Annotated in this window: 8 protein-coding genes; all 8 read left to right on the plus strand. The window is 39.5% G+C overall.

Translation table 11 applies throughout. The features are described 5' to 3' along the window. Nucleotides 1-17: 17 nt before the first annotated feature. On the plus strand, nucleotides 18-3,083 hold the full coding sequence (locus OZP13_RS17705) for a DUF6298 domain-containing protein (RefSeq protein ID WP_281298073.1): 3,066 nt from the start codon (nucleotides 18-20) through the stop codon (nucleotides 3,081-3,083). Nucleotides 3,084-3,218: 135 nt separating this feature from the next. After that, on the plus strand, nucleotides 3,219-4,622 hold the full coding sequence (locus OZP13_RS17710; protein ID WP_269241454.1) for a glycoside hydrolase family 140 protein: 1,404 nt from the start codon (nucleotides 3,219-3,221) through the stop codon (nucleotides 4,620-4,622). Nucleotides 4,623-4,747: 125 nt separating this feature from the next. Then, entirely contained in the window at nucleotides 4,748-6,322 is a 1,575-nt protein-coding gene (locus tag OZP13_RS17715) for a glycoside hydrolase family 28 protein (RefSeq protein ID WP_281298074.1), read from the plus strand. Nucleotides 6,323-6,444: 122 nt separating this feature from the next. Further along, nucleotides 6,445-7,362 (plus strand): glycoside hydrolase family 43 protein, encoded by a 918-nt coding sequence (locus tag OZP13_RS17720; protein WP_281298075.1) that lies wholly within the window; start codon nucleotides 6,445-6,447, stop codon nucleotides 7,360-7,362. A gap of 68 nt (nucleotides 7,363-7,430) precedes the next feature. After that, nucleotides 7,431-9,305 (plus strand): sialidase family protein, encoded by a 1,875-nt coding sequence (locus OZP13_RS17725; protein ID WP_281298076.1) that lies wholly within the window; start codon nucleotides 7,431-7,433, stop codon nucleotides 9,303-9,305. A 102-nt stretch (nucleotides 9,306-9,407) separates the two neighbouring features. After that, entirely contained in the window at nucleotides 9,408-12,200 is a 2,793-nt protein-coding gene (locus tag OZP13_RS17730) for a glycoside hydrolase family 78 protein (RefSeq protein ID WP_281298077.1), read from the plus strand. 157 nt (nucleotides 12,201-12,357) lie between these two features. Further along, nucleotides 12,358-13,785 carry an acetylxylan esterase gene (locus OZP13_RS17735; RefSeq protein WP_281298078.1) on the plus strand — a complete coding sequence of 476 codons (1,428 nt, stop codon included), beginning with the start codon at nucleotides 12,358-12,360 and terminating at the stop codon, nucleotides 13,783-13,785. Between the two features lie 207 nt (nucleotides 13,786-13,992). Further along, nucleotides 13,993-16,458, plus strand: a complete 2,466-nt coding sequence (locus OZP13_RS17740; protein ID WP_281298079.1) for a glycoside hydrolase family 95 protein — start codon at nucleotides 13,993-13,995, stop codon at nucleotides 16,456-16,458. Nucleotides 16,459-16,581 lie beyond the last annotated feature (123 nt).

The raw sequence follows: 16,581 nt of genomic DNA on the forward strand, positions 1-16,581 counted from the left end.
TTTGCATCTGCATTGGAATGGCACAAAACACATTTCCCGATATTATAAAAACCAAAGAAGGAAAACTTTCTTTCAAGGCCGACAATCAAGGAAACCAAATTCCTGATTTTTCGTATGCCGGATATATGGCTTCTGAAAAAGCAATTCCGAATGTCGAAAACAAAATTTTTGTTCCAAAACAAGAACAAGATGCTACTCAAATTATCCAAGCTGCGATTGATTATGTAAGTGCATTAAAACCAAACAAGTCCGGTTTTCGTGGTGCGGTTCTTTTGGACAAAGGCACTTTTAAAATCAGCGGCACTTTATACATCAAAACTTCAGGAGTTGTCTTGCGAGGAAGCGGCAACAATGAGAATGGAACAATATTGTTGGGAACTGGATTGAAAAGAGAATCGGTAATCCGCGTTCTTGGAGTCGATGACAAAAAATTGGGAGAAACTTTTGAATTCAATACAACTTATACACCACTTGGAACTCAAAAAATCCAATTGAAAAATGCTTCCAAACTAAAAGTTTCCGACGAAATCATCATTAGCAAAGCTTTGACCGATAATTGGATCAAGGAATTAAAGATGGACGATTTTGGAGCAGAAACGGCTTGGATTGGCTGGAAAAAAAATGATTGGGACATCAGTTGGAATAGAGTCGTGACTATAATCAACGGCAATGAAGTGACCTTGAATGCTCCTTTGACAATGGCTTTGGACGATGTTTATGGAACTTCAACAGCAACAACATACATTTGGTCAGGAAGAATAGAACATATCGGAATCGAAAATATTTTGATGAAATCGACTTTCAATGCTTCCAATCCAAAAGATGAAGAGCATAGGTGGCAAGCCATTAGCATCGAAAACGCAAAGAATATTTGGGTGAAACAAGTAAATTTCAAGCATTTTGCTGGAGGTGCAGTTTCAGTATTAAAATCAGCCCAACAAATTACGGTGGAAGATTGTATTGCAACCGAACCTATTTCGGAAATTGCAGGATTCAGAAGACTTACTTTTTATACTGAAGGCCAACAAACCTTGTTCCAACGTTGCTACTCCGAAAATGGGTACCACGATTTTGCAGTGGGCGGTTTTGGAACTACGGGACCCAATGTTTTTGTACAATGCGAATCGCATTTGCCTTTCAATAATAGCGGAGCCATTGGCAGTTGGGCAACGGGCGTTTTATTTGATATTGCTTATATTGATGGCAATGCTTTGAGCTATAACAACCGAGAGCAAAACGGTAGAGGCGCTGGTTGGACGGCCGCCAATAGCGTAATTTGGGAAACTTCGGCTTCTAAAATTGAATGTTACACTCCACCGACGGCACAAAACTGGGCGTTTGGAGTTTGGGGCGGAATTATGGCAGGGTACTGTCATTGGAAAGAGGTAAATGGTCATATCAATCCTAGAAGTTTGTTTTATGCACAGTTAGCGAATAGACTTGAAAAACTTCCCGTAGATCCTCATATTTACGATTTAGGTTCGGAGCCTTCTTCAAGTCCTACAGTGGAAGTCGCAATGGAATTAACTAAAAATTCAGTCGCTGAAAAACAGACTTTACCAGAATTTATTGCTGAAGTTTCTAAAGCCAATCCAATTAACACGAACGCTTCAGGTCTTAAAAATGCCAACGATTTAAAAATAAATGCAATAATTGCTGACAATAAATCGAAAGTAATAACCCAAAACGGTTGGCTGACTTATGAAGGCAAATTAATTGCAGGAAACCGATTGAGCGTGCCTTGGTGGCGAGGAAGTCTTAGGGATAGCGATATATCCAAAGCATCACCAAGCGTTACCAGATTTGTTCCGGGTAGAATCGGTACGGGACTTACGGACAATATCGATGAAGTGGTGGATTATTTGAACGCCAATAATATGGTAGCTTTAGAGCATAATTATGGTTTGTGGTACGAACGAAGAATGGACGATCACGAACGCGTTCGCCGTTTCGATGCCGATGTATGGCCACCGTTTTACGAACAGCCATTTGCGAGAAGCGGACAGGATTTGGCTTGGGATCAATTGAGTAAATACGATTTGACCAAATTCAATGATTGGTATTGGAATCGTTTGGCTCTTTTTGCCAATTTAGCGGAAACGAACGGTCAAATGTTGGTTAATCAACAGTATTTTCAGCATAATATTATAGAAGCTGGAGCGCATTGGTCAAGTTCTCCTTGGCGTTCGGCCAATAATATCAACAGCACCGGTTTTCCTGAACCGCCGCCGTATGCTGGAGACAAACGTATTTTTATGGCGGAACAATTTTATGATGTTACCAATCCAGTTCGAAGAAAATTGCACCAAGGTTTCATCCGAAAATCATTCGAAAACTTTCAAGACAATTCCAATGTAATTCAATTGACAAGTGCCGAATATACAGGGCCACTTCATTTTATGGAATTTTGGTTGGATGAAGCCCAAAAATGGAAAACCGAAACCGGTAAAAAAGGAATTATCGGCTTGAGTGCCACCAAAGATGTGCAAGACGCTATTTTGAACGATGCCAACAGAGCCAAAACGGTGGATGCCATTGACATTCGTTATTGGTATTACAAAGAAGACGGAACTGCTTATGCTCCACAAGGTGGTGTAAATTTAGCACCAAGACAACACGCTCGAAAATTGAAAACCGGAAAAGAAACCGATGACCAAGTTTACAGGGCAGTTCGTGAATATCGTGAGAAGTATCCAGAAAAAGTAATCTTGTATTCTACAGATGGTTCTTCCCGATTTGGATGGTCGGTTTTAATGGCCGGAGGGTCATTACCAAATATACCAAAAATTCAACTTTCTGCTTTCTATTCGGCCATTAGTGGTATGAAATTTGTAAATGGAACCACGTTTTCAGATGCTGTTTGGAAGCTTGAAAATAAAGGGAAAGCCTATCTTTTTTATGCAAAAAATTCCCAAGACGTTTCAATTGACCTTTCCGAATTCAAAGGAGATTTCGAAGTGTATTCAATAAATGCAACAACCGGAAGCGTATTGAAAAATACAAACATCAGCGGAGGAAAAACGGTGGTGATTCCCGCTTCTGAAGTGAAGGAAAAAGTACTGTTCGTGGTAAAGAAAAATTAATTACAGATTTTAAGACTATCGGTGAAAATCCGTTTAATCCGTAAAATCTGTGGCCTAAAATAAATATTAACAATATCCACTTTCGGCTCCCTCTCCTTTGGAGAGGGCTGGGCTGAGGTTTTAAAAACAAACAAAATGAATCTGAAAATTAAATATTTATACACCCTTTGTATAAGCTTGATGTTTACTGCACAAAGCGGATTTTCGCAATCCAAAAACTTACCAAAACTTAAAGTTTCTGAAAATCAACATTATTTTGTTACCGAAGACGGAAAGCCATTTTTCTGGTTGGGAGACACGGGCTGGCTGACATTCGGAAAATTAGACAGAGAAGGCGTGGTAAAATATTTGGAAGATAGAAAAGCAAAAGGATTCAATGTCGTTCAGGTAATGGTGTTGCATAATGTGAATGCTGTAAATGCTTATGGCGATCAGGCATTAATGAATGATAATCTGTCGTATCAGATTACTTCACCGGGCAATGATCCAAACAATGCTCCCGAATACGATTACTGGGATCACGTTGATTACACCTTGGAAGTAGCCCAAAAAAACGGAATCTATTTAGCAATGGTTCCGGTTTGGGGAACTAATATAAGTAGTGCTAAAAGCAACGTTACGAAAGCGGATGTTGAAAAATACGCCAAGTTTTTAGCTGACAGATATAAAAACAAAACCAATGTAATCTGGCTGAACGGTGGCGATACCTACGGAGATAAATTTCAGGACATTTGGAACGCACTCGGAAGTATATTAAAAACAAGTAACCCGAATCAGTTAGTGACTTTTCACCCATTCGGAAGAACCGATTCATCAGAGAATTATCATAATGCAAGCTGGCTGGATTTCAATATGTTCCAATCAGGACACAGAAGATATGATCAGGATTCGGTGAAACCATTCAAAGAAGACAATTTCAAGTTTGTGCATAGAGACTGGGATTTAAAACCAACAAAACCAACCCTTGACGGAGAACCATCTTACGAGGGAATTCCACACGGTTTGCACGATACTTTGCAGCCATTATGGAAAGCTAGCGATGTGAGACGTTACGGTTATTGGTCTGTTTTTGCAGGAGCAGCGGGTTATACTTACGGTCATAATGCCGTGATGCAAATGTTCAGAAAAGGCGACAAACCAGCTTATGGGAATAAAATTTTATGGAATGACGCCATCAATGCACCGGGAGCGGGACAAATGGTGCACATCAAAAATCTGATGTTGGAGTTTCCGTATTTGGAAAGAGTTCCAGACCAAAGTTTAATCGCGAATCAAGGTCAAAAATACGATTATCAGGTAGCAACAAGAGGAAATGATTATGCTTTGATTTATACCTACACCGGAAGAAAAATTACCGTGAATATGGGTAAAATCACCGGAGATAAAGTAACTGCAACCTGGTTCGACCCACGAAACGGACAAAAAACAAAGATTGGAATTTTTGATAACAAAGGAACTAAAGAATTCCAGCCTTCCGGCAAAAAAGAAGACGGAAACGATTGGGTTTTAATTTTACAATCAATTTATCCAAAAATATAATTTGTGAAAATTTGTGAAATTTGTGGTGAAAAAACAATCTGTGAATCTGTGGCAAAGCAAGTTAGCGTTGCTTTGTCAAAGTCCGATCACTTTCTTTAAATCTGCGTACAAAAAATAAAAACACTATGAAAGTCAAAAACATCATAATAGTACTCTTCTTCATAACCGGACTAAACACCGCTTTCGCAAACGACGGCTGGCTAAACATCCTGAACGAAGGTGGAAACAACAAAGGCATAAAATGCACCGAAGCCATTCAAAACGCTATCGAAAAAGCATCTAAAAACGGAGGCGGAACCATATTTTTCCCAGCGGGGGAATATCTAACAGGAGCTTTAAAATTAAAAAGCAATATCACAATTCACTTAGATTCCGGAGCACTTTTGAAATTTTCAGAGAATTTCGATGATTACCTTCCTTACGTAGAAATGCGTTACGAAGGAATCGTGATGCAGTCATTCTCGCCATTATTTTATGCCAAAGACGTCGAAAACATCACCATCAAAGGAAGAGGCGTAATCGACGGACAAGGAAAAGCGTGGTGGAATGAAGTGTACCGAATTGAAAGTGCAAAAGGCCCGATTCCGGAAACCAAATACCAAAAAATGTGGACCGAACAAAACCCAGAAATTGTTTACGAGCCTTATTACAAAAGAACAATTGACAAACACTTTTTCAGACCTTCTTTTTTTCAGGCCTACAATTGCAAAAATATTTTAATCGAAGGTGTTACGTTCAAAAACTCTCCTTTCTGGACGATAAATCCAGAATTTTGCGACAATGTAACCGTAACTGGAATTACAATTAACAATCCGCATTCGCCAAACACAGACGGAATCAATCCTTCGTCTTGTACAAACGTTCACATTTCGAACTGCCACATCAGCGTGGGCGACGATTGTATCACCATCAAATCGGGCAGGGATGCAGACGGTCGTAAATACGGAAAAGCAACCGAAAACGTAACCATCACCAACTGCACAATGTTAAGCGGTCACGGAGGTGTCGTTATCGGAAGCGAAATGTCGGGCGGAATAAAAAAAATCACGATATCCAACTGCGTTTTCGACGGAACCGACAGAGGAATCCGTATCAAAGCCGCTCGTGGAAGAGGTGGTGTTGTCGAAGACATTCGGGTGGACAATATCGTAATGAAAAACATCAAGGAAGAAGCCATTATTTTGGATCTTTTCTACGACAAAGACAATCCCGTAGAGCCTGTTACCGAGCGCACGCCGATTTTCAGAAACATTCACATCAGCAACGTTACGGGCGGAAACGTCAACAAAGCCGGATTCGTTCGTGGCATTGTTGAAATGCCAATTCAAAACATATCTTTCTCCAACATCAATATGGATGGCAAAGAAGGTTTTACGGTAATTACCGCAACAGACGTTGAATTTCACGATGTAAAAGTGAATGCAACAATTGGTTCTTCTTTCAAAATTTCGGATGCCAAGAATCTAATTTTGGATAATGTTGGTTCTTCAACACCGATAAAAGGAGTTCCGGTTATCAAAATCGATAATGCGTCAAATATTATGATCAACAACAATTTTCCATTCAATGCCACCGATGTTTTCATCGAAGCTGATGGAAAAGACACCAAAAATATTTTCCTAAAAAACAATGTTTTTAACAATGTAAATACCGTTGTGAAAAAAGGAAAAGACTTGGATAAAAAAGCAATCGTTGAATAAAAAACGAGTTGTCCTGCAAGGTCTTTTTTTGACCTTGTAGGTATTTCAATAGATAAAATAACAACTCTCCAGTTTCGGCTCCCTCTCCTTTGGAGAGGGTTGGGGTGAGGTAAAATACAACAATGAAAAAAATATTCATCATACTAACGCTTTCACTTTTCGCGGTAAGCTATTCCCAGAAAAAGAAAGATATTTATCTTTTCACTTCTTTCAGGGAACCAGCGACTGAGGGATTGTACTTGGCGTACAGCGAAGACGGTTACAACTGGAAAGGTTTGGAAGGTTCATTCCTAAAACCAGAAATCGGAGCTAGCAAAATAATGCGTGATCCATCCATCGCTAAAGGTACTGACGGTACCTATCATATGGTTTGGACAACCGATTGGAAAGGTGGAAATGGTTTTGGATATGCCAGTTCCAAAGATTTAATTCATTGGTCAAAACAGGAATACATTCCCGTAATGAAACACGAACCCGAAGTCGTAAATGTCTGGGCACCCGAAATTTTTTACGACGATGTCAAAAAAGAATACATTATTATCTGGGCATCCACAATCCCATTCCGATTTGAAAAGGGAGTAGAAGACGAGAAAAACAACCACCGTATGTATTACGTAACCACCAAAGATTTCAAAACCTTTTCAGATACCAAATTATATTACGACCCCGGTTTTAGCGTCATCGATTGTGTGATTGTCAAAAAAGGGAAAAAAGATTACGTTCTGGTTCTAAAAGACAACACCAGACCAATGCGAAACATAGAAGTAGCTTTCGGAAAATCGCCTTTAGGGCCATTCGAAAAAAGATCAAAACCCTTGACAGAATATTTATCAGAAGGACCAACAGTCGTAAAAGTCGGTAAAAACTGGTTGCTGTATTATGACAATTACGGATTCAAAAATTACAAAGCCTTAAGCACTTCAGATTTTGTGCATTTCGAAGATGTTTCATCTAAAATAAGTCTTCCTGAAGGGCACAAACACGGAACAATTACCACAATTTCGTCAGCAGTTCTAAAAGGATTAATGGAGAAAAAATAATGGATTTACTACCCTGTCAGGGTTCAAAACCCTGACAGGGTTGGCAAGTCTAAAAATAATAAAGAACAATGATTGCATTTCAAAACATAAAAACCAATATCGTAACATCACTAACTGTTTTGTTGAGCAGTGTCGCAGTCAATTCGGCGCAAGCCCAACAAGATACCATTCGATATGTAGGCAAAACACTTTCCAATGTGGATTACCACCACGGGCAATTGAGTCCAGCGGTTGGAGTTCACGCAACACAAATTATGCGTGCCAGCCGTGAACATCCTGAAAAAGCCGATGGTTTTGGCTGGACCTACAATCACCAGTCGATGATGGCGTATTGGAACAATACTTTTTATTTGCATTATTTAAGCGACCCGTCCGGAGAACACATTCCGCCGAGCCAGACTTTTATTATGACTTCCAAAGATGGGGTAAACTGGACAAAACCAGCCGTGCTTTTTCCAATCTACCACGTTCCCGACGGTTTCAAAAAAGAAGGCGTGGAAGGTGTTGCCAAAAATCTGGATGCCATTATGCACCAGCGTATGGGCTTTTATGTTACTTCCGATAAAAGATTGCTTGCTCTGGGTTATTACGGAGTGGCGATGGATAAAAAAGATGATCCCAACGATGGAAAAGGAATCGGTCGTGTGGTTAGAGAAATTTATAAAGACGGAAGTTTTGGACCAATTTATTTTATTCGATACAATAAAAACGGAAATCCATTGCCAACAACATTTCCATTTTATACAAAAAGCAAAGACAAAAAATTCATAAAAGCTTGTGATGAGCTACTTTCCAAACCATTGTTAATGCAACAATGGGTCGAAGAAGCCGATAGAGATGATGTTTTGATTCCATTAAAAAAACAATACAAAGCCTTCAATTATTACCATTTACCAAACGGGAATGTGGTGGGTTTATGGAAATTTGCTTTAACATCTTTAAGTAAAGACGAAGGCAAAACCTGGGAATACACACCGTTGAGAGCGCCTGGATTTGTAAACAGCAACGCCAAAATCTGGGGGCAAAAAACCTCGGATAACCGTTATGCAACCGTTTATAATCCATCAGAATACCGTTGGCCATTGGCAATATCCACCAGCGATGACGGATTGAATTACAAAGATTTATTATTGGTTCACGGCGAAGTAAGTCCGATGCGTTACGGAGGAAACTACAAATCTGCAGGACCGCAATACGTCCGCGGAATCCTCGAAGGCAACGGAACTCCTCCCGACGGAAAACTGTGGGTAAGTTACAGCGTCAACAAAGAAGACATTTGGGTGGCTTCAATCCCCGTTCCCGTAACAAGTGAAGTAAAAGAAAATGCCAATGATGTTTTCAATGATTTAGCAAACGGCGAAGAATTAAAACTATGGAACACCTACGATTTGTCTTGGGCTTCCGCCAAAGTGGAAAAGAAAACCGATGGCAAAAAATGGCTGACCTTAAGAGATCAGGACTTTTTTGATTATTCCCGAGCCGAACGTGTAATTCCTTTTGCCCAAAAAATGGAAGCAACTTTTACAGTAAAACCGGAACAAAACAATCACGGATTACTGCAGGTGGAATTCCAAAACAAACAAGGATTGCCTGCAATTCGCATCGTTTTCGATTCGGATGGAGAAATGAAAGTAAAGCACGGAGCCCGTCACGGCGGAATTGGAAAATACGAAGCTGGAAAAGATTACACAATTACCGTCAAACTGGATGTGACTTCCCGTTCCTACACCGTAAAAGTGAATGAAGGCAAAGAAACCAACAAGATATTCTATGCGCCGGTTGATGGAATTTCACGCATTATGTTCCGTACAGGCGATCAGCGTTACACACCAAATGCCGACACAGAACCAGATACACCGGATTTTACTGATTTACCGCATACAGGAAAATTAATCCCGGAAGCGGTTTTTAATATTAAATCATTGGTTACGAAAAAAATGTAAAAAAAATATAACCGCAAATTCCACAAATTCCGCAAATCTTTAACTGAAAGAAAAAGAATAATTTGTGAAAATTTGTGCAATTTGTGGTAAAAAAAATAAAGCGTGAAGTTTTTCAAAAACATATTATCCCTCTTTTTACTATTAGTAACTTTCATCTCGAATGGACAAATTTCTGCCGTTCATTTAAGATGTGAAATGACAGAAAATCCATTGGCAGTAAACACAACTCAACCAAGATTAAGCTGGCAATTGGTCTCAAAACAACAGAATGTTACACAAAAAGCTTATCAGATTTTAGTTGCTTCATCAGAAGAAAAATTAAAGAAAAATGAAGGAGATATCTGGAATACTGGAAAAGTAATTTCCAATAAAAATCTTCAAATTACTTATAACGGAACTCCATTAAAAAACGAGTCCAAATATTTCTGGAAAGTAAAAGTCTGGAATCAAAAAGACAAATCTTCCAATTGGAGCCAAACAACTTCTTTCAGGATCGCACCTTCAGTACCAGCATTAAATCCAATCTGGATTGGCGCGGTTACCAAAGCCGACAGTCATTTACCGGAAGGCAGAAATTACCATACCGCTACTTTCAACAGACTGAAAAAAGACGCTTTAATCAATGCTTCCGATTCCTTGTCACGCAGAAGTATTATGCTTCGCAAACCTATTTCGGTTAACAAAGAAATCAAAGAAGCCGTAGTGTATATTTCCGGTTTGGGACATTACGAATTAACAATTAACGGCAAGAAAATTGGCAACAGCGAGTTTGCCCCCTTATGGACAGATTACGACAAAACGGTTAATTTTAATACCTATGAATTATCTGTAAAAGAACTAAAAAAAGGCGAAAACGTAATTGGCGTTTTATTAGGAAACGGAATGTATAACACACTTGCCGAACGCTATTCAAAATTCTACGTAAGTTTTGGCCCGCCGACTTTATTTTTCAAAATGAAGGTGATTTATAAAGACGGTTCCGAAGACATCATAAAATCAGATGAAAGCTGGAAATACAGCAAAAGCCCAATTACCTACAACAGTATTTTTGGAGGAGAAGATTACAACGCCAATTTAGAGCAAAAAGGCTGGAACAAAACCGGATTCAATGATAACAATTGGAGAAAAGTAATCGTTCAGGAAGCACCAAAAGGTGTTTTGAGACCACAGATTACAACACCAATTACAATCCAAAAACAATACGAAGTTGCTACAGCAAAAGAACTGAAACCTAATTTCTATGTTTTCAATATGGGCCAAAATCTTTCGGGATTCACAACCATAAAAGTCAAAGGAAAAAAAGGACAAACTGTTCGGGTTTGGGTAGGCGAAAGCCTGAATGAAGACGGAACTGTCGGGCAGGGAAAAACGGGAAAACCATACTATTACGACTATACTTTGAAAGGCGAAGGCGTTGAAGAATGGCAACCGAAATTCAGTTATTACGGTTTTCAATATGTGCAGATTGAGAACATCAATTACAAAGAAACCAAGAACGAAAATCTGCCGACATTAGTAGATTTAAAATCGAATTTCATTTACAATTCCGCAGGAGAAGCAGGAACTTTTGAATCGTCCAATGATATTTTCAACAAAACACACTTGTTGATTAACAACGCTATAAAAAGTAATTTTCAAAGCGTTTTGACTGATTGTCCGCACCGTGAAAAATTGGGTTGGATAGAGGAAATTCATTTGAACGGTCCAGGTTTGCTATTCAATTATAATCTGGAAAGTTTTATTCCTGCTACGATGCAAAACATCTCCGATTCGCAACGAGATAACGGTCTGATTCCAACCATCGTTCCAGAATATGTAGTCTTCGGAGGCGATTTCACCGATTCACCTGAATGGGGTGTGACAGGCGTAATTCTGCCGTGGATGTATTATGAATACTACGGCGATGCTTCGTTAATCGAAAAATATTATCTCGTAATGAAAAGATATGTGGATTATTTAGGAACCAAAGCCACCAATCATATCGTCTCACACGGTTTGGGCGATTGGTACGATTACGGAACACATCCAGCGGGTTATTCAAAAAACAGTCCGATTGCACTTTCTGCAACTTCACATTATTTTTATGGAGCGAGTTTAGTTGCAAAAGCGGCAAAACTATTGAATAAAACGGAAGATATTACGAAATATGAAACTTTGACTTCGGATATTAAAAACGCTTTCAACAAGGAATTTTTCAATCCAGAAACCAAACAATACGGAACCAGCAGTCAGTTCAGCAATGCCGTTCCCGTTTTTATGAATATCGTAGAACCGCAATACAAACAGGCTGTGATGCAGAATTTATTGGCTGACATAAAAGCAAAAGGCGACCGATTGACCACTGGCGATGTTGGAAACCGCTATTTGTTTCAGGCTTTGGCACGAAACGGCGAAAATGAAACGATGTACAAAATGAACAACCATTACGATGCGCCGGGTTATGGTTTTCAGATTAAATTTGGCCTGACAACCTTGACCGAACAATGGGATCCGCGTAAAGGAAATTCGTGGAATCACTTTATGATGGGACAAATCGAAGAATGGTTCTATCAAAGTTTAGCCGGAATTGTGCCTGATGAAAAAAATCCGGGATTCAAACATTTCTTCATTCAGCCGGAAATTGTGGGCGATATGACTTTTGTAAAAGCAACTTATCAATCGATTTATGGAAATATTGCCTCGGCCTGGGAGAAAAAAGACGGAAAGTTAATCCTGAAAATTGAAATTCCAGCCAATACATCAGCGACAGTAAAATTGCCAGTTTCGAAAAATACAGAAATAGCAGTAAATGGTAAATCCTTGGAGAAACTAAAATTAGATTTAGGTTATGATGCGCATCAAAAGAAATCCACTTTGAAATTAGGTTCTGGAATTTATACAATTGAATGTGAATAAAATTGAATTGCCTCCAGCTTTAGCTGGAGGAACAAGGAATGAATATCAGATTGGCTTTAGCCAAATTAGATGTGATTTTGGCTAAAGCCATTTAAGGAATTTCTATTTATCACTCCAGCTAAAGCTGGAGGCAATTGAAAAAAATGTTAACACACAAATGAAAAATTTAAAAAACATAACTTTTACTTTACTAGTTTCAATCTTTACATTGACGCTTGCAAACGCACAATGTACATCTGATACTAATTTCAGAAAGCCAGTTACGGAAACCATCAAAAAGATGGAGACAATTTTTCATATCACGGTTATTGACGACCGAGGTTTATTGAAAGGTAAAGAACTCGATTACGCCGATTGGCGAATCGAACAAGGCAATCTGGAAGTTTCTCTGGCGAATGTTTTGGTGCCTTTTGGACTGACGTATTTCAAACAGCCGGACGGGAAATACCAAATTCGAAAATATGAAAACCACAAAGTTTCAGTCGATAAAGGAAAAGAGCGTTTGGATTATTTGACCACTTTATATTCCAATGTTTCCGACTGGGAAAAACGAAAAAACGAAATCAAAGCCTGTATGATCAGCTCATTTGGTTTGGATAAAGCACCGCCAACGCCCAAATCAAAACCCATTTTAACCCAAAAACGAATCTACAAAGATTACAGCGTCGAAAATATCGCATTGGAAATTCTGCCGGGCGTTTACACAACCGGATCGATTTACAAACCCTATCCATTAAACAAAAAATCGGCAATTATCTTAACGCCCGACGGACATTTTGGCGATGGAAGATATAGAAAAGACGAGCAATACCGTTGCGCCATAATGGCCAAAATGGGCGCAATCGTAGTGAGTTACGACCTGTTTGCCTGGGGCGAATCCCTATTGCAATTCCCCGAAGAAACGCACCGAAACAGCATCGCCTCAACCGTTCAGGTCTTGAGCGGAATCCGTTTATTGGATTATTTGGTAACGATTAAAAATGCCGATGTTTCGCGAGTTGGCGTTACTGGAGGTTCTGGAGGCGGTTCGCACACAATGTTTTTGGCCGCTTTAGATGATAGAATTAAGGTTTCTGCTCCGGTTGTGATGGTTTCTTCCCATTTTTCTGGAGGCTGTCCTTGCGAAAGCGGTCGTGGCATTCACCTTTGCGGAAACGGAACCAATAATGCCGAAATTTCGGCAATGATGGCGCCAAAACCACAGTTGATTGTGTCTGACGGAAAAGACTGGACGCTAGCCGTTCCCGAATTGGAATTCCCTTTTATCCAAAGAACTTATGGTTTTTACGGTAAAAAAGAGTTGTTAGAAAATGCCCATTTTCCTCAAGAAGGACACGATTTTGGTGTTTCAAAACGTATGGCGCTTTACCCGTTTATGGCGAAATATTTAGGTTTGGATCTGAGCAAAGTGAAGAACGAAAAAGGCGAAATCGATGAATCGACTTGTGTGATTGAGCCTTACGACAAATTATATGTTTTTGGCAATAAAGCCGAAAATTTGCCAAAAAACGCACTAAAGGACATCAACAAATTATATGAAATGTTCGGAGAAAAAAATAATAAAGTATATGAAGTCAAGAAGTAATAGTTGGGCGTGACCCAATTTGAAAAAGGGGGCAACTCTCGTAACCGTTCAGTAGCCCCCTTTCCCAAATCGGGTCGGGCTATCCGCGCTACTTCGGTAGCTTGCTTCTATCCCTCACGCGCTCTGGTAACTTGAAGAAATTTGCGCTAATTTGTGGAATTTGTGGTTAAAAAAAATAATTAGGGTCTTACCTAAAAAATATAAAATATGAGTTTAAGAAATAAAATAACAGCAATCTGTTTCGGAATTGTTTCCTTCGCCACAACAGCGCAAACCAAAAGCGAATTGAAACTTTGGTACGACAAACCCGCAACCATCTGGAATGAAGCTTTGCCTTTGGGTAACGGCCGTTTGGGTGCAATGGTTTTTGGAGATCCCGCTGTCGAGCGTTTGCAATTGAACGAAGAAACCATTTGGGCAGGTTCACCAAATAGCAATGCACACACCAAATCAATCGAGGCTCTACCAAAAGTAAGACAATTGGTTTTCGAAGGGAAATTTGATGAAGCACAGGCTTTGGCAACGCAGGATATTATGTCGCAAACCAACGACGGAATGCCGTACCAAACTTTTGGAAGCGCTTACATTTCGTTTCCGGGACATCAAAAATATACCAATTATTACCGCGATTTAGATATCGAAAATGCTACTGCAAAAGTAAAATACACGGTAAACGGAGTAGAATTTACCAGAGAGATACTGACTTCGTTTTCAGATCAGGTGATTGTGGTAAAATTGTCCGCAAGTCAGCCGGGACAGATTACGGCGAATGTTTTTATGAATAGCCCGATAGACAAAACCGTTCCGTCAACAGAAGGGAACCAAATTATCCTTTCTGGAGTTGGGACTAATTTCGAAAACGTAAAAGGAAAAGTAAAATTTCAGGGACGAATCGAAGCCAAAAATAAAGGCGGAGAAGTTTCGGCGAGCAACGGAATCCTGAGCATCAACAAAGCCGATGAAGTGACGCTTTACATTTCGATAGCTACCAATTTCAAAAACTATCAGGATATTACAGAAGATGAAATAACAAAAAGTAAATCGTATTTAGACAAAGCTTTACCAAAAAGTTTTGACGATATCAAAAAAGCGCATGTTGCCTATTATCAAAAATTCTTCAACAGAGTTTCTTTGGATTTAGGTTCGAACAATCTCATCAAGAAACCAACGAACGAAAGAATCCGTGATTTCAAAAATCAATTCGATCCGCAATTGGCGAGTTTATATTTTCAGTTTGGACGTTATTTATTAATTTCGAGTTCACAACCTGGTGGTCAGCCAGCCAATTTACAAGGAATTTGGAACGATATGGTGACTCCGCCTTGGGATTCTAAATACACCACAAACATCAATGCCGAGATGAATTATTGGCCAGCAGAAGTAACCAATCTTACCGAAATGCACGAGCCTTTTATCCAGATGGCAAAAGAATTGAGCGTTACGGGAGCTGTAACTGCAAAGACAATGTACAATGCAAACGGCTGGGTCTTGCATCACAACACCGATATTTGGCGCGTAACTGCTCCGGTAGATTCGGCTGCGTCAGGAATGTGGCCAACAGGTGGTGCCTGGGTTTCGCAGGATTTGTGGGAACGTTATTTGTACACCGGCGATATCAATTATTTAAAAGAAATTTATCCTGTAATTAAAGGTGCCGCAGATTTCTTTTTGGATTTTATGATTACCGATCCAAACACAGGTTATTTGGTGGTGGTTCCATCCAGTTCTCCTGAAAATACACACGCTGGCGGAACCGGAAAAGCGACTATTGCTTCGGGAACTACGATGGACAATCAGTTGGTTTTTGATTTGTTTACCAATGTAATCAAAGCTTCGAAATTGGTGTCTCCAGATGAGAATTATACTAAAAAATTAAGCGATGCTTTGGTAAAAATGCCTCCGATGAAAGTGGGAAAACACAGTCAGTTGCAGGAATGGCAAGAAGATTGGGACAACCCGAAAGACAATCACCGTCACGTTTCGCATTTGTATGGTTTGTTTCCAAGTAACCAAATTTCACCAATCAAAACACCAGAATTATTTGGAGCTGCCAAACAATCGTTGATTTACAGAACAGACGAATCGACAGGATGGTCAATGGGTTGGAAAGTGAATTTATGGGCAAGATTGTTGGACGGAAATCACGCTTACAAATTGATTCAGGATCAATTGCATTTGGTAACTGCTGACCAAAGAAAAGGCGGTGGAACGTATCCAAATATGCTCGATGCACACCAGCCATTTCAGATTGACGGTAACTTTGGCTGTACTGCCGGAATCGCCGAAATGCTGATGCAGAGTCAGGAAGATGCGATTCATTTATTGCCTGCTTTGCCAACGGTTTGGAAAGACGGAAGCATCAAAGGTTTGGTAACCCGAGGCGGATTTGTAATTGATATGACCTGGAAAAACAATAAAGTTTCGAATTTGAAAGTGTACTCAAAATTAGGAGGAAACTGCCGATTGAAATTGGAAAATACTTTGAAAGCTGATAAAGGAATTACGTTTAAAAAAGCAAAAGGTAAAAACCCGAATCCGTTGTTTTATGATGTGGAAGTGAAGAAACCAATCATTTCCAAAGAAGCAAAATTGCCTAAAGTACAATTACCAAAGTATAATGAATATGATGTGGAGATGAAAGCGGGACAGACGTATAGTTTTTCTGCGAATTAAGAGAGGGACACGAATTTCACGAATTAACACGAATTCGTTGTTTTGAAAATTTCACGAATTCCTGTAATAACTCTAGTTTGTCATTCCGTAGGAATCTCAAACAACTTGAGCAACTAACGTGAG

Origin of the sequence: Flavobacterium limnophilum (assembly GCF_027111315.2) — a bacterium.
GTDB classification, from domain to species: domain Bacteria; phylum Bacteroidota; class Bacteroidia; order Flavobacteriales; family Flavobacteriaceae; genus Flavobacterium; species Flavobacterium limnophilum.